Annotated in this window: 15 protein-coding genes; all 15 read right to left on the bottom strand. The window is 28.1% G+C overall.

What is annotated here, in order from left to right; translation table 11 throughout:
• Positions 1-258: 258 nt before the first annotated feature.
• The 15 genes from KQI36_RS05815 to KQI36_RS05885 all read right to left on the bottom strand — a co-directional run bounded on the left by KQI36_RS05815 (position 259) and on the right by KQI36_RS05885 (position 17,376).
• On the bottom strand, positions 259-564 hold the full coding sequence (locus KQI36_RS05815; protein ID WP_010294242.1) for a YerC/YecD family TrpR-related protein: 306 nt from the start codon (positions 562-564) through the stop codon (positions 259-261).
• 251 nt (positions 565-815) lie between these two features.
• Positions 816-1,043 (bottom strand): preprotein translocase subunit SecG, encoded by a 228-nt coding sequence (gene secG, locus KQI36_RS05820; protein WP_010294243.1) that lies wholly within the window; start codon positions 1,041-1,043, stop codon positions 816-818.
• 210 nt (positions 1,044-1,253) lie between these two features.
• Positions 1,254-2,549 (bottom strand): phosphopyruvate hydratase, encoded by a 1,296-nt coding sequence (gene eno, locus KQI36_RS05825; protein ID WP_216450044.1) that lies wholly within the window; start codon positions 2,547-2,549, stop codon positions 1,254-1,256.
• 64 nt (positions 2,550-2,613) lie between these two features.
• Positions 2,614-4,149, bottom strand: coding sequence for a 2,3-bisphosphoglycerate-independent phosphoglycerate mutase (gene gpmI, locus KQI36_RS05830; RefSeq protein ID WP_216450045.1), 1,536 nt, complete (start codon positions 4,147-4,149; stop codon positions 2,614-2,616).
• 21 nt (positions 4,150-4,170) lie between these two features.
• On the bottom strand, positions 4,171-4,917 hold the full coding sequence (gene tpiA, locus KQI36_RS05835; RefSeq protein WP_216450046.1) for a triose-phosphate isomerase: 747 nt from the start codon (positions 4,915-4,917) through the stop codon (positions 4,171-4,173).
• 60 nt (positions 4,918-4,977) lie between these two features.
• Positions 4,978-6,177, bottom strand: coding sequence for a phosphoglycerate kinase (locus KQI36_RS05840; protein WP_010294250.1), 1,200 nt, complete (start codon positions 6,175-6,177; stop codon positions 4,978-4,980).
• Between the two features lie 322 nt (positions 6,178-6,499).
• Positions 6,500-7,507: a type I glyceraldehyde-3-phosphate dehydrogenase gene (gap, locus tag KQI36_RS05845; RefSeq protein ID WP_010294251.1), complete on the bottom strand. Its 1,008-nt coding sequence runs from the start codon at positions 7,505-7,507 to the stop codon at positions 6,500-6,502.
• 44 nt (positions 7,508-7,551) lie between these two features.
• Entirely contained in the window at positions 7,552-8,583 is a 1,032-nt protein-coding gene (locus tag KQI36_RS05850; protein WP_216450048.1) for a sugar-binding transcriptional regulator, read from the bottom strand.
• A gap of 126 nt (positions 8,584-8,709) precedes the next feature.
• Positions 8,710-10,065, bottom strand: a complete 1,356-nt coding sequence (gene rpoN, locus KQI36_RS05855) for an RNA polymerase factor sigma-54 (RefSeq protein ID WP_216450049.1) — start codon at positions 10,063-10,065, stop codon at positions 8,710-8,712.
• Between the two features lie 691 nt (positions 10,066-10,756).
• Positions 10,757-11,164, bottom strand: a complete 408-nt coding sequence (locus KQI36_RS05860) for a GNAT family N-acetyltransferase (RefSeq protein WP_216450050.1) — start codon at positions 11,162-11,164, stop codon at positions 10,757-10,759.
• 129 nt (positions 11,165-11,293) lie between these two features.
• On the bottom strand, positions 11,294-11,857 hold the full coding sequence (locus tag KQI36_RS05865; RefSeq protein WP_010294258.1) for a hypothetical protein: 564 nt from the start codon (positions 11,855-11,857) through the stop codon (positions 11,294-11,296).
• 726 nt (positions 11,858-12,583) lie between these two features.
• Positions 12,584-13,513 (bottom strand): ABC transporter permease, encoded by a 930-nt coding sequence (locus KQI36_RS05870; protein WP_010294259.1) that lies wholly within the window; start codon positions 13,511-13,513, stop codon positions 12,584-12,586.
• On the bottom strand, positions 13,506-14,582 hold the full coding sequence (locus KQI36_RS05875; RefSeq protein ID WP_010294261.1) for an ABC transporter permease: 1,077 nt from the start codon (positions 14,580-14,582) through the stop codon (positions 13,506-13,508). Before KQI36_RS05875 ends, KQI36_RS05870 begins: the two co-directional genes overlap by 8 nt.
• Entirely contained in the window at positions 14,582-16,117 is a 1,536-nt protein-coding gene (locus KQI36_RS05880; protein WP_216450051.1) for an ABC transporter ATP-binding protein, read from the bottom strand. The genes KQI36_RS05875 and KQI36_RS05880 overlap by 1 nt, the downstream gene beginning before the upstream one ends.
• 158 nt (positions 16,118-16,275) lie before the next feature.
• On the bottom strand, positions 16,276-17,376 hold the full coding sequence (locus KQI36_RS05885; protein ID WP_010294263.1) for a BMP family lipoprotein: 1,101 nt from the start codon (positions 17,374-17,376) through the stop codon (positions 16,276-16,278).
• Positions 17,377-17,554 lie beyond the last annotated feature (178 nt).

A 17,554-nucleotide genomic window follows, 5' to 3' on the forward strand; every position in this document is an offset into this window, starting at 1 on the left:
ACTTAATTATATATTCTAAGCTTTAATCTACAATCTTTATTAATTAAAAATAAATAATAAATTAATTGTTATATTCAATCCTGTAATTTCCATATAATAATGTCCTACTATTATACCACAGATTAATAATATATAAGAAAATTTAATAATCCTATTGTTATTTTACCTTCAATTCATAATTATATTAAAAATAAAATACTTTATTTGAATTCAGCTATATTTATTACCAAATTCAAATAAAGTATTTTTATTTATATCTTATCTATTCTTCCAATTTACTCTATCAAATACAACTTTATAACCTTGATTACCATAATTTAAAGATCTATTTACTCTACTTATTGTAGCAGTGCTAGCCCCTGTTGTGCTTGCTATATCCAAATATGTTCTTCGTTCCATTAACATCCTAGCAACTTGTAATCTTTGCTGTATTGCTTTTATTTCATAAACAGTACAAACATCTTCAAAAAATCTATAATATTCTTCTTTTGTTTTTAAAGATTGTATGCATTCTATTAAAAAATCCATATCCTTATTTTCTAATCTTGATTTGTATTCCCCCATAAGTATCCCCCTTAGTTCATTAACGTCAGTATCTTAAATGAGTTTTTAAATGTTAAAAGTGTAAATTTAAAATCTTAAAACTTTTCTCAAAATTTGCTCTATTTGAATAAATTATATCATATACTACATGCTCCCGTAAAGATATTAACCTTTAAATAATTTATTGTTGTACAGTTTTAAAAGGTACTATTAGAAATTCACTGCCATATTTTTATATAAAAAAAGATTAAAGTAGACTAGCCACTTTAATCTTACAAAGCATTTATTAATATTACGGAACCTACAAATACTATTGCAAAAAATACTGTAAGTTTTATTAAAAATGATTCTTTAGTTTTTGTTTTGTTTTTAGAATAGAATGTATCTGAACTACCAGTAACTAATCCTTGCAATCCGTTACCTTTACTTGGCTGTAATAATATAACTATCATTAGTAAAACAGCTGACAATATTTGTATTACAGTTAGTGCAGTTTTCATACACACACACCTCCCTATACCATAAAGCATTAATATATTATATATTAACATATTATTATTATAGTTACAATTACGATATTTTATATAATATTTATTTTTAAACAATCTAACGCACTTAATTGCATAAAATTAAGTACATTAAAAGGATATCTCTCTATAAATTTTTAATTGAGATATCCTTTTTAAATTATTCTAATATAGATTTAATCACTATCTTTTTATATTATAGAAAGAATTCATTCCTCTATATTCAGCCATATCTCCCAATTCCTCTTCAATTCTTAGTAATTGGTTATATTTCGCAACTCTTTCACTTCTTGCAGGCGCACCTGTTTTTATTTGTCCTGCATTCATTGCAACAACTAGATCAGCTATTGTTGTATCTTCAGTTTCTCCACTTCTATGAGATACTACTGCTGTGTATCCTTTTCTTGAAGCCATTTCTATAGCATTTATAGTTTCTGTTAATGTTCCTATTTGATTTAATTTTATAAGAATTGAGTTAGCTACTTCCTTTTCAAATCCCATAGCTAATCTTTCTGTATTTGTAACAAATAAATCGTCTCCAACTAATTGCACCTTATCACCAATTTTATCTGTTAAGTGTTTCCATCCTTCCCAATCTTCTTCAGCCATACCATCTTCAATTGAGATTATTGGGTATTTATTTGCAAGTTCTACATAGTAATCGGCCATTTCTTCTGGAGTCAATATTCTACCTTCACCTGATAAATTATATTTTCCATCTTCAAAGAATTCAGATGATGCTGGGTCTAGCGCTAAGAAAATTTCTTCTCCTGCTTTATATCCTGCTTTTTCTATTGCTTCCATTATAACTTTTATAGCTTCTTCATTTGAAGCTAGGTTTGGTGCAAATCCACCTTCATCACCAACACCTGTTCCTAATCCTTTTTCCTTTAATATTGATTTTAAAGTATGATATACTTCTGCACACATTCTTAACGCTTCACTAAATGATTTTGCACCAACTGGCATTATCATAAACTCTTGTAAATCAACGTTATTATCTGCATGTTTTCCACCATTTAATATGTTCATCATTGGAACTGGTAAAACTTTAGCATTAACTCCACCTATATATTGATATAATCCAAGACCTAATGATTCTGCTGCTGCTTTAGCACAAGCAAGAGAAACTCCAAGCATTGCATTTGCACCTAGTTTTCCTTTATTTTTAGTTCCATCAAGCTCTATCATTAATTTATCAATAGCTACTTGATCAAATACATTCATTCCCACTAATTCTTCTGCTATAATTTCATTTACATTATCTACAGCTTTTAAAACGCCTTTTCCATTGTAAACAGCTTTATCACCATCTCTTAATTCAACTGCCTCAAATATACCTGTTGATGCACCAGATGGAACTGCTGCTCTTCCTACTGTACCATCATCTAATGTTACTTCTACCTCTACTGTTGGAAATGCTCTTGAATCTAATATTTGTCTTGCATAAACATCAATAATTTCAACATATTGTTTCATAAATATAATCCTCCTAAAAATATCATAAAATCGATTTTTTATTAATAATTTTTTATATACTAAGTTAATGTTCTATAAGGGAATTTCCTGTCATCTCTTTTGGTTTTTCAATTCCCATAACATCTAATATTGTAGGTGCAATATCTGCTAATATTCCACCATCTTTTAATTTCACCTTATTACCTGATACACATATAAATGGAACTTCATTTGTTGTATGAGATGTCATTGGCTTTCCAGTAGAAAAATCTATCATCTGTTCTGCATTTCCATGATCTGCTGTTATAAATACAGTTCCATCTAATTCTAAAACCTTATCAACAACTTTTTTAAGACATTCATCTACAGTTTCTATTGCCTTAACTGCTGCATCTAATACACCAGTATGACCTACCATATCTGGATTAGCATAATTTAATATTATAAGGTCATATTGTTTTGTATCTAATCTACTTAATACTTCATCTGTTACCTCTTTTGCACTCATTTCTGGTTTTAAATCATATGTTGCAACTTTAGGTGAAGGTATTAACGCCCTATCTTCATTCTTGTTAGGCTGTTCTACTCCTCCATTAAAGAAAAAAGTAACATGTGCATATTTTTCTGTTTCTGCAATTCTAAGTTGTTTTAATCCTTTATATGCTATATATTCGCCTAAAGTATTTTTATATTGCTGAGGTTTAAATGCTATGTTTACATTTTCTAAAGTATTATCATATTGAGTCATAGTAACAAAGTTTAAATTCAAAGTTTCTCTATCAAATTTGTCAAAAACTTTATCATTTATTGCTCTTGTTATCTCTCTTGCTCTATCTGGTCTAAAATTAAAGAATATTACTGAATCATTATTTTGTATTTTTCCAACAGCTTCATTTTCTCCATTTACTATAACTGTAGGAATTACAAATTCATCTGTTTTATTGTCATGATAAGATTTTTCTACTGCTTCTAATGCACTATGTGATTTTTCACCCTCACCTTTAACTATAGCATTATAAGCAAGTTGAATACGTTCCCAACGATTATCTCTATCCATTGCATAATATCTTCCACTTATCGTAGCAATCTTTCCAATATTCTCTTCTTTTAAGTATTCTTCTAATTCTTTAATATAATTACATGCTGAAGATGGAGGAACATCTCTTCCATCTAAAAAACAATGTATATAAACTTTTTCTAATTGATTTTTTTTACACAAACTTATTAGAGCCTTTAAATGATTTATATGTGAATGAACTCCACCGTCTGATAAAAGCCCCATAATATGCATTGATGAACTATTATCTTTTGCACTTTTTATACATTTTAAAAATTCATTATTTGTAAAAAACTCTCCATCGTCTATACTTTTACTTATCCTTGTTAGCTCTTGATATACAACTCTACCTGCTCCTATATTTAAATGGCCCACTTCTGAATTTCCCATTTGTCCTTCCGGAAGCCCTACACTTAAACCTGAAGCTTTTACTTTTGTCATTGGATAATTGGCTTTTATGTTTTCATAGTTTGGCTTTTTAGAAATTTTTACTGCATTACCATCTAAATTATCACTTAAACCAAATCCATCTAATATCATGAGCATCATTGGTTTTTTAGACATTCTATCACCCTTTGCTAAAATTTAATAGTTTACAATATCACTAAAATCTCTTGCTTTTAAACTTGCTCCACCTATTAATCCACCATCAATATGTTCTTTTGACATTTGTTCTTTTATTGTTGAAGGTTTTACTGAACCACCATATTGTATTCTTATACTATTACTTATATTATTATCATAAAGTTTTTCAACTACACTTCTTATAAATCCTATTGTATCATTAGCCTCATCAGCTGTAGCTGTTTTTCCTGTGCCTATTGCCCATATTGGTTCATAGGCAATTATCATTTTGCCTACTTGTTCTTTTGATAATCCATCTAAAGCTTTAGTTACTTGATTTTCTAATATTTTTTCTGTTATGTTACCTTCTCTTTGTTCTAAACTTTCCCCTACACAAAGTATTGGTAAGATGCTATGATTAAATGCAGCTTTTAGCTTTTTATTAACAGTCTCATCACTTTCATTAAAATACTGTCTTCTTTCACTATGCCCGATAATAACATAGTCCACACCTAATTCTTCAAGCATGCTTGGAGATACCTCTCCTGTAAATGCTCCTTTTTCTTCAAAGTGCATGTTTTGAGCCCCAACCTTTATATTAGTTCCTTTAACAGCCTCTACCACTGATGATAATGCTATAAAACTCGGACAAACCACTACATCACATTTTGCATCTTTAACTAAAGGTTTTAATTCATTTACTAACTCTAAAGCTTCCTTTATAGTGTTATGCATTTTCCAATTTCCTGCAATTATTGCTTTTCTCATAACTTTCCTCCATAAAATTAGTTATAATTTCTTTTAAATATACTATATCAAAATTATCAACTATTTGTCATTTAAAGCTACTATACCTGGAAGTGCTATTCCCTCTAAAAATTCTAAAGAAGCTCCACCTCCAGTAGATATATGTGTCATTTTCTCACCTAATTGAAACATATTTACTGCTGCTGCACTATCTCCACCACCAATTATAGTAGTTGCTTCTTTATTTTCAGCTAAAGCCTTAGCTATAGTTTTAGTTCCATTTTCAAAATTTTTAAATTCAAAGACTCCCATTGGTCCATTCCACACTATAGTTTTAGACTCTAATATTGTCTTTTTATATAATTCCACAGTTTTAGGTCCTATATCAAGTCCCATATAACCTTTTTCTATATTTTTTTCCTCTGTTATTATTGCCTTTGCATCTTTAGAAAATTCATTAGCTATAACATGATCTACAGGAATTAAAAACTTAACATTTTTTTCTTCTGCTTTTTTCATCATATCTTTAGCATAATTTAATTTATCCTCTTCCACTAAGGAGTTTCCAACTTCATATCCATTAGCTTTTAAAAATGTATATGCCATACCTCCACCAATGATTAAATTATCAACTTTTTCTAATAAATTATTTATTACATTTATCTTATCAGAAACTTTAGCGCCACCTAATATAGCTGTAAATGGTCTAACAGGCTGTTCAACTGCATCACCTAAAAACTTAAGTTCTTTTTGTATTAAGTATCCACAAACTGAATCCTTAACAAAGTTAGTTACCCCTACAGTAGAGCAATGCGCTCTATGAGCAGTTCCAAAAGCATCATTTACAAATATATCACAAACTGAAGCTAACTCTTTTGAGAAAATTTCATCATTTTTAGTTTCTTCTTTTCTAAATCTAGTATTCTCTAATAAGGCAATTTCACTATCTTTTAATTGTTCAATTTCCTTTTTAACACTTTCTGATATAACATTATCATCTTTTAAAAATTTTACATCCTTGTTTAAAAGTTCTGATAATCTATCTGCTACTGGTTTTAATGATAATTCCGGCTTTGCTTCGCCTTTTGGTTTTCCTAAATGAGAACAAAGGATAACTTTTCCACCATTCTCTATCAAATAATTTATTGTTGGCAACGCACCTAATAATCTATTTTCATCTGTTATTTTTCCTTCTGATAAAGGTACATTAAAATCACATCTCACTAATATTTTTTTACCCTTTATATTTATATCTTCTATAGTTTTCTTATTGAATATCACGTTAAAACCCCTTTCAATAAATATACTTTTCAGCACCTATCAAATACTGTTTAAATACTATATATAAATTAATTTTTTATTTTTATTAAATTTATAATTTTGTCTTTCCATTAATAATTTTAACACTTTTTTCGTATTTGTGATACATTATTTTTAATTTTTAGCTAAATAATGTATACTTTTTACCTTTTTCTTCTTTATAAAATAATTTCAAATTAATTTTTTAACTTTTCTGATTTTAACTGATAAAAATAAAATCTAGTTCTATTTTGCTTAAGAACTAGATTTTTATTATAAAATATGGATAATATTATAGGTCTAATTATAGTCTTTCAGCAACATATTTTGTTAAATCTGCTAATCTATTTGAATATCCCCATTCATTATCATACCATGAAACAACCTTAACCATATTGTCTGATATTAACATAGTAGATAATCCATCAACTATTGAAGATCTTTCATCTCCTCTATAGTCAATTGATACTAATGGTTCTTCACTATATCCAAGTATTCCTTTTAACTCACCCTCAGCTGCTTTTCTAAATGCATCATTTATTTCTTCAACAGTGGCATTTTTTGATATTTCACATACTAAGTCTGTAATTGATACTGTTGGAGTAGGGACTCTTACAGCCATACCATTTAGTTTTCCTTTTAATTGAGGTAATACCAAAGATACTGCCTTTGCAGCTCCTGTTGTTGTTGGAATCATAGCTTCTGCTGCTGCTCTTGCTCTTCTTAAATCACTATGAGGAGCATCTAATATTTTTTGATCATTTGTATATGAATGAATAGTAGTCATAAGACCTTTTACTATTCCAAACTCTCTATCTAAAATCTTAGCAAATGGTGCTAAACAGTTAGTTGTACAAGATGCATTTGAAATTATATTATGATTATTTGAATCATACTCACTTTCATTCACACCTAATACTATTGTTATATCTTCATTTTTAGCTGGTGCTGAAATTAAAACCTTCTTTGCCCCTGCTTCAATATGTGCCTTTGCTTTATTTCCATCTGTAAATTTTCCACTTGCTTCTATTACAATATCTACACCTAATACGCCCCAAGGAATATTGTGTGGATCTCTTTCTGCAAATATTTTTATAGATTTACCATTAACAACAATTTCATTTTCAGTATTTTCTACTGTGCCTTCAAATTGTCCATATAGTGAATCATATTTTAATAAATGAGCTAATGTGTCTGCATCTGTTAAATCATTGATTGCTACAACTTCTAAATCATCATTATATTTGTTAATTAATGCCTTAAAAAAATTTCTTCCTATTCTTCCAAATCCATTTATACCAACTTTAATCATAATATCTTACCTCCTAAGATAATTTGTTATAATGAAATTCTAATTTACTCTTTAATTAATATATCGTAAATTTCTCTTGCTGTAGCTTCATCAGTAACTAGCACCTCATTTTCAGTACCTCTTGCTACTGAAATTATAGCTTTTGCTTTCGCTTTACCAGCTGCTACTGCAATCATATATTCTATTGATGGAACTTGATTTTTTTGTATTCCTATAGTTTCCATTGAATGAACTATTTTTCCTTCGTAATCAAAATAATGTCCATAAGCCTCACCTACAGCATCTAAATGCTGTATTTTTTCCATTGCTGCTTTTTTCAATTCTCTTCTTTTAGACATTTCATTTGCATTACCTATACCATGAATAACTATATTAGATTTTGCAATATTATTGAAAATTTCTTTTATGCCCTCTTCATTTAAAAGGGCTTTATAAGTATTACTGCTTAAATTATCTGGTATATGAAGTATTTCATAATTACCATTTAATTTTGATGCCAGTCTTCCTGCTAGTGTATTTGAGTGACATTCTATGTCTTTTCCTATACCACCTCTTGCTGGTAATACTAATATATTTTCGAAGCCTTGGACATTAGGGAAGTTATCCACTACTTCTTTAACAGTATTTCCACCTGTTAGGGAAATTATTATATTATCTTGTAGTATCTTTTTTATATAATTAACTGTAATCTTTCCTAATTCATTTAAAACTGAACTATCTTCATCTATATCTCCAGCAACAATAATAATATCTTTTAAATTTAATTTATTTTTTATACCTTCTTCTAAAGATTTAAATTCTTTCATTTCTCTTATAAAATTTTTTAATCCTTGAAGAACTTCTTCACCTTCACTTGTTATAGTCATTCCTGGATTACTTATTTCTATAAGTTTTTGATCCTTTAAAAAATTTATTTCACTTCTTACAACTCTTTCGCTTAATTTGAGGTTAGTAGCTAAAAGTCTTCTTCCTATTGGCTGACTATAATATATGTTAGTTAAGATATTATATCTCATTTCCAGAACCTCTAGAATTTCTGGTACTAATTTCACTTGTATTTTTAATAGTTCTTGCATAATTAGCACTCCTTTGGGACATTTTTTGTCCATAGGTGATTTTTTGTCCCTCTTTATTCATTATTATATACTAAAAAGCTATTCTTGTGAATAGCTTTTTTTGTTAAGTTTATTTAAATTTTAAAATTATAGTCTTTTTCGTCTTGATGAACTTAATATTCCTAGCTCTTCTCTATATTTAGCTATAGTTCTTCGTGATATATTTATACCATCATCATTTAAAATTTCACATATTTTAGAATCAGAAAGTGGTTTCTTTTTATTTTCATTTTCTACTATTTCCTCGATTTTTTTCTTAATATTATAAGTTGATATATCCTCTCCATCTGTAGTCATACTATTGGTAAACAAATCCTTTATCCTTATAACTTTTCCAGTTGGTAATGCAATATACTTATCTTTTATAGCCCTACTAACAGTTGACTCATGAAACTCTAAATTGTCTGCTATAATTCTTATTGTCATAGGTTTTAAATAGGAGGTTCCATATAAAAAGTATTTCTTTTGAATTTTTATTATCTGTTCTATAACAAGTTGTAATGTATTTCTTCTACTTTCTATACTCTTCATTAAAAAAATTGCTTTATTAACTTTTTCTTTTACATATTCAATAGTTTCTTGCTCATCACAATTATTAAGAACTTCTTTATAGGTATTGTTAATATTTAGTTTAGGTAATATAGAATCATTCATAATTACTATAAATTCATCCTCTATTCTCTTTATAACTGCATCTGGAATTATATAATTAGTTTCATCTCCAGTAAAAAAACCTCTGGATGGTTTAGGTTCTAGAGTTCGTATTAAATCAATATAATACTGAACTTTTTCACTGTCTATTTTCAACTCCTTAGCTATATTTAGTAATTTCCCTCTAGATATGTCTTGTAAATGATTATCAATTATCATATATATTTTTTCATCTTTAATGTTTTTCCTATTTAGTTGAATTTTTAAACATTCCTTTAAATTTCTTGCTCCAATTCCTTCTGGTTCTAGACTTTGTATTATACTTAATGCTTTATTTACTTCTACTACTGAACATTTATTTCTATTTGCTGTTTCATCTATATCTTCTTCAAAATATCCTTTATGATTTAAAGATTCTATTATATATACACAAACTCTAAACATAATTTTGTCCATTTTAAAATCTATAAGTTGTTTCTTTAAATAATCTTTCAAAGATTCCTTTTCTATAACAAAATTTAATGGAGATATTTCTTCCTCCTTTTCCTTATAGTAATCATAATCTTTTCCTCTTTTATTATCATCTAAAAAATTTATCAACTTTTTCAAATCTATTTCTTCTAATTTATTATCATCTTTAGATTCTAAAGCTATATTTTCTTCTAACTCTTTATTTATGTATGTCATCAAATCATAGGTGGACATTTGTAAAAGTTTTATAGAAAGTTGCATTTCCATAGTCATAACTAGCTTCTGTTCCATAGAAAGCTTCAAATCAAAACCTAAATTCATTTCATCACAATCCTTATCAAATAATTTTACTTAAGTATTATATAGGGTTCTAAGTTGACTTTGAAAATTATCCATTTTAAAACTTGAATACCCCAAGTAGTGAGTCCTGCTTTAAATCACCTAGAATTCAACACTGCATCTTATATGAAAATATTTTAAAGTTATTGAATAAATTTAAATTGGGGATTGTTTCCCTATAAAAATATAAACTTTAAATTAAATTTTCTGAATGTTACGTTTGTTTTTATTGGTATTATATTAATTTTAAAATTACTTTAGTAAATTAAATAAGATTAGTATCTTATTAGACTAACCTTAACTATATAAATTGAATAACTTTTTTAGTTATAATTCTTTATAATTTTAAAAATTTATTAAACTCCAATTATTCTTTATATTAATTTTTTTATTTATAATTTTTTTTAATTTCATTATATTTATATAACAATACTAATTCAATTATATCATATTTGTTTTAATATTTCATAAATTACCTATTCTTTTAAACAATGTTATATATGAAATAAAGCCGACTTAAGAATAGAGTTAACTACATCTTAATCGACTTTATTTATATAATAATTATATTAAAACAAAACACCACTTCTCACATAAATTCTTTATTTAAACAGAGTTTTAATTAATTATAAAATTTATTAATTAAAAAACAGATAATTTTAAATTTTAAATGTCATATATTCATTATCAATTTATTATTCTTATCTTGTATAAAACCTAATTTAGTATAAAAATCTTTTAACATTTTATCATCATCTACAATTATAGTTTTTCCACAATTTTTCTTTACTACCTCTAATGCATATTTTACCATAGCACCTCCTAAACCTAAATTCCTTCTATTTTCTAATAAGTTAATTTTATTTATTTTATAAACTTTGTCATCTACCTTTTTTAAAACCATAGTTCCTATTATTTCTTTACTATCTTCCAAATCATGCTCTTCAGTTGTAAATATGAAATCTTTATCTGATATTTTACTATCTTCCTTATTTAACAATGCTTTTTTTTCAATTTCATTTTTTATTTCTTCAATTCGCTCACTTGTATTATTAAATTCCTTAATAACTACTATTTTCATAAAATTCCTCCTATCATACTATTTATATAAATTTCAATTCAATTTTTACACATAAAAAAAGGAAAAGAACATTATATTAATATTCTTTTCCTCTCTAATTTATTACTGTAATTTATTTTTTATGATTGCTTATGCTAAATTGTCTAGTGTTTTACAAACAGTATTGTATAATTGCTTTAATTGTTCTCCATTTTTAATAATTCCTGAAGTTCTAAACACAATTTCATTAGAATATTCACCTAAGCTTTTTCCACAATCATCTAATTCCTTGATTTCTAGCACAAATTTATTATAACTTGATAATGTATCCATTATATATTTATTCTCTAATATAGGTTTAATACCTTGAACATTATTTGTCATTATTATAAACTGTTCTATTAATTCTTTATCTAATTCGGTAAATTTTTTCATATCTAAATCTTCACCGATAGTATTTAAATTATTTCTATTTGTAATTTTAAATTTGAAACCATCTATATTAGTAAAAGTAGCTCTGACTCTAGTGTAACTTATAGGTATGTTTCCTGCCATCATTGTATAGTATTCCATTACAATAGGCCATTTTTTATATTTAGCCTCTATTTTTCTACCTTTATTTGCAGAAACAGTTATTTTCCCATTAATTTTGTCACTTACCCATTCCCAAACCTCCTCTTTATTTGGACCTGAAATACTTTTTATCCTATTCACAAAGCAACCCCCTAACATTTTATCCATTTCACATGATTAGTTTTTATAGCCTTTCATATTTTATAAATCTGAAAAGCATCTTATCATTCAATTTTAATATTTTCACTTTTAATAATGAAAATATCAAAACATAAAATCTATACAATATATAGTTTTATAAAAAAATTTCTAAAGTTATTCATTTATCAAGCGAGAAATCAACTTTCTCTTTCAATTAAGAATTAATAATTCTAATCCTAATCTTTATATTTTATCTAAATTTGCAAATCAAATCATATTGCTAAATTTTAAAAAACTTGACTCCAGTTTAAATTATTATTAATTAAATATAGTTATACCTATACTTAGTTAATAATAACAACAATTTTATAAATTCCCTTAAATATAAGGTCATTTCTTTATAATACTCTTATTTTTAAAATTCAATTCTTCATTATTGCATTTTCTTATTCAACTCAAAGCAAATAATTTTTAATACTATATATTAGTATATATTTTTTCATGAGAAAATTCTAAATTTTTAAAATATTAGCACTATAATTATACTATACTTTTTCTATTTTGTAATATATTTTTAATACTTTGCAATGTTTTTAACATTTTCTTTACTTAGTTTATACAAAAATAATAACTTTATAGTATATCTTATATAAAATCTAAATTTTATTTTTTATATTTCTTAAAAAATAAAAATGGTATTAGACTTTAGTCTAATACCATTTTTGTCTATCTTGATCCTTTTTCGTAAGGTTCACCTGATGCTGCTGGTCCTTGAGTTTTACCAACAAATCCTGCTAATGCTAACATTGTTAATATATATGGTATCGCAGAATAGAACTCTGTTGGTAATGACCATGAAAAACCTTGAGCTGTTATTTGGAATGCTTCTCCAAAACCAAATAATAAACATGCTCCTAAGATTCCAAATGGCTTCCAGTTACCAAATATCATAGCTGCAAGTGCTATAAATCCTCTTCCTGCAACCATGTTTTCTTTAAACATTGGTGTAATACCTAATGATAGTGCAGCTCCACCAAGTCCTGCTAACATTCCTGATATTACAACACAAATATATCTTGTTTTATAAACATTTATTCCTAATGTATCTGCTGCCTTTGGATGTTCACCTACAGCTCTTACTCTTAAACCAAATGCTGTTTTATACATTACAAAGTATGATACAAATACTAAAATTATAGCTAATATAACGAACCAGTTAATGCCATTTAAGAGATTTCCTATGATTGGCAAATTAGAAATTGCTTTTGGAACATGAAATGGCAATCCTTTAACTAGGTCTGTTTGACCACCCTTTCCAAAAAGCTTCATAATTAAGAAACTAGAAAGTGCTGTTGCAAATAAGTTTATAGCCGTACCTGATATAACTTGATCTGCTCTTAAGTTTATACTTAAAACTGCATGTATCAATGCAAGTAATCCACCTGCCAACACTCCACCGAAAATACCCATGATAGGGCTTCCTGTTATATGTGTCACATACACAGCAAAGAATGCTCCCATGGTCATCATACCTTCAAGTCCTATATTTACTACTCCAGCTCTTTCTGAAAACATTCCACCAAGTGCTGCAAAAATTAGAGGCGTTGCAATTCTTAAAGTAGACGTTATTAATGAAAGTATATTAACATTATCCATTTATTATCGCCCCTTTCTTCTTTTTCTCTTCAAAGTATTTCATAATATAATCTGTTGCTACAAATATAATTATTATTGCTTGTATTAAGAATACAATTTCTTTTGGTATTCCATTTAACTGAAGTGCTCTTGCACTTGTATTAAGTGCTGCAAATAATACAGCTGAAGCGATACATCCTATTGGATTGTTTTTAGCTAAAAGTGCTACTGCGATTCCATCAAATCCATAGTTTGGAACAGCCATAAAATCTTGAACCATGTGATTTACACCTGCTACATGTAAAGCTCCACCAAGTCCTGCTATAGCACCTGATATAACCATTGCAAGTATTGCATTTTTCGCAACACTTATTCCACCATACTCTGCAGCATGTGGATTAATACCTACTGCTCTTATTTCATATCCAATAGTTGTTTTCCATAATAACCAAAATATAAATATTGCTACTGCTATTGCTATAAATATACTTATATTAGCTGGTGCACTTGGCATGAACCTTGTAAGCTGTGCACTTTTTTCTATTATTGGAGTTCTAGCTTTTCCTGGAACACCAAACCTAGTTTTTAATATAATATAATTTGCAAGGAACATTGATATATAGTTAAGCATTATAGTATTTATAACTTCACTAGTTCCAAATCTTGCTCTTAAGAATCCTGGAATTCCACCCCATATAGTACCTGCTAAAATACCACCAAGTATAATTAATATAACATGAACCACAGGATTTAGTCCTGGAATCGTTCCTATGATACCAGCTGAAATCATTCCCATTGCAAATTGTCCAGCTACACCTATATTAAATAGTCCTGTTCTAAATGCTACTGCATTGGCAACCCCTGCAAATATAAGTGGACTCATCTCTGCAATAGTATTCATGACATTTCTTTCAGTTCCAAAACTACCATTCCAAATTGTTCCAATCAAATCACTAACTGCTGTAAAATATTGTGTTATAGAATACCCCTTTGCCCACATAACAAAGAATACTGAAACAAATAAAGAAAGAAATATTGCCAAAAATGGAAATAATATAGGTTTTAAAGCTTTTTTTAGTTTCTGTAACATTATTTTTCAGCTCCTTTCTTCATGTCATCTATTGATCCTCCAGCCATAAGTATACCTAGCTTTTGTTCATCGGCGTCTTTTCTATCTAGCACCGCAACAACTTTTCCATCATACATAACTGCTATTCTATCTGATAGAGCTAAAATTTCATCTAATTCTAAAGAAACTAATAGAACCGCTTTTCCTTTGTCTCTTTCTCCAACTAATCTCTTATGTATATACTCAATTGCCCCAACGTCTATTCCTCTTGTAGGTTGAGCTGCTATTAGTAGCTCTGGATCCTTGTATATTTCCCTTGCAGCTATTAATTTCTGCTGATTTCCTCCAGATAATGAAGAAGCATTAACAGAATTATTAGGTGTTCTAACATCAAATTCTTCTATTAATTTATTACAGTGTTCTTTAATAGCTTTATAGTTCATCACTATTCCATTAGAAAACGGCTTTTTCTTATGAATACCAAGAATTGAGTTTTCAAACAATGAATATTTAAGAACTAATCCTCTTTTATGCCTGTCTTCTGGAATATGCGCAACACCTGATTTTTCAATTTCTCTTGGTGTCTTACCATATATATCTTTTCCTTTTACGGATATCTTTCCATCTTTAGGCTTTCTAAGTCCTGTTATTACTTCTAACAGTTCTGTTTGTCCATTACCGTCAACACCTGCTATACCTAATATTTCGCCACCATATACATCAAGATCTATATTTTTTATTACCTCAACGCCTCTTTGGTCTATAGCAGATAAATTTTCTATATTTAAAATTTTATCTTTTTTATTACACTCATCTTTTTCTACTACTAAGTTAACTTTTCTTCCAACCATCAATTCAGCAAGTTGATCTATATTAGTTTCCTTAGTTAAAACTGTTCCTGTTACTTTTCCTCTTCTTATAATAGTAACCCTATCACTCATACTCATAACTTCTTTTAATTTATGAGTTATTAATATTACTGATTTTCCCTCTTTTTTAAGATTTTCTATAATGTTACCTAATTCTTCAATTTCTTGCGGTGTTAATACTGCTGTAGGTTCATCTAATATTAAAATTTCAGCACCTCTATAAAGAGCTTTTAAAATTTCAACCTTTTGTTGTTGACCAACAGAAATATCTTCTATTACTGCATTGGGATCTATAGCAAATCCATATTTATTTGATATTTCTTCAACACTTTTCACTGCAGAATCAATATCTAGCTTTATTCCCTTTTTAGGTTCTGTACCTAAAATTATATTTTCTGCTACTGTAAAATTTTCAACAAGCATAAAGTGTTGGTGAACCATACCTACGCCTAATTTAATAGCATCATTTGGACTAGTTATTTTTTGTAAACTTCCCTTTACATATATCTCACCTTTTTCAGGTTGGTATAATCCATATAATATATTCATAAGTGTAGTTTTACCTGCACCATTTTCTCCAAGTAAAACATGAGTTTCGCTTTTTAAAAGCTCAAAATCCACATTATCATTGGCAATAGTTCCAGGAAAAATCTTGGTTATACCTTTCATTTCTATTACCTTGTTCATTCCTTTTCCTCCTTATACTAATAACTTCCCTCTTTATTAGTAAACCCAAACCTCTAACTTTATTATAATTTATCTAATATAATTTAACTATTTAAAAGGTATTTTACTAACAAAAGCTAGATGTAACTAGACACCTAGCTTTCATTGTGTATTATAAGCTACTCAGCTTTAAATTCCTTAGCACCTTTTCTATCTGCTGGTACTACAACTTCACCTTTAGATATTTTTTCTTTATATTCTTGAACTAGCTTTACAACATCTTCTGGAGTATTTTTACTTGTTGTTTCAGCAATATCTATTCCGCCTTCTTTAATTCCTAAAACCTTATGTCCACCTTCAAATTTTCCATCTTTAGCATCTTTAGCTGCTTCATATGTTGCTAATTCAACTTTCTTTATCATTGAAGATAGAATTACATCAGCATACTCTGGAAGAGTTATTGTTTGGTCCATATCAACACCTATACCCCAAACCTCTTTACCTTTGTCTTTTAATTCCTTAGCTGCTTTAAACATACCTGTTCCAGTTCCTCCTGAAGAATGGTATATAACATCACAGCCTGAATCATATAATGATTTTGCAAGCTCATATCCTTTATTTGTGTCATTAAATGAGTCTGCATATTTTATAGTAGATCCTGCTTTTTCTCCATCTGGACTTTCTAATCCTTTTGCAGCTTCTGGATTAACTGCTTTAACCCCAGCTACAAAACCACTTTCAAATTTATTTATTGTTGGAACATCTTTTCCTCCAATAAAACCAATTTTGTTTGTTTTTGTCATTTTACCTGCAATAACTCCCATTAAGAAAGAACCTTCTTCCTCTTTGAATGTTATTGATTGTATGTTATCTACACCTTCAACATTTTCATCTATAATAGCAAAATGGCTATCTGGATTTGCTTGTGCTATATTTTTTATAGCCTCTGATAATTGATATCCTACTGCAAAAGTTAAAGTACTTCCTTCATCTACTAATGCTTGTAAGTTTGGTTCATAATCTTCTTTCTTTGAAGATTCTATTGGTTTATACTCTAAACCAAATTCTTCCTGAGCTTTTTTAACACCAGTATCAGCTGATTGGTTGAAAGACTTGTCATTTAAACCACCTTCGTCTGTAGCAAGTCCAATCATAACTTTTGATTCTGATCCAGCATTATCTTTTCCCTCTCCGTTACCAGCAGATGATCCACATCCAACTAAAACTGAAGCTGTTAACATCGCTGACATTAGTATCGCTACTAATTTTTTTGCTTTCATAAAACTAACCTCCTAAGATTACACTTAATTATATAAAAAGTAAAAATTCTTTTAATTAACTTAATGTTTTTACTATATATAATCTTCCCCTAATTATTATAATTAAAAACTATATATTTATTCAACTACTTTTTTAATTTTTTAAATTTACTCTACAAATATACACTATAAATCAATT

This window comes from Clostridium senegalense (assembly GCF_018916625.1).
GTDB lineage: Bacteria > Bacillota > Clostridia > Clostridiales > Clostridiaceae > Clostridium_J > Clostridium_J senegalense.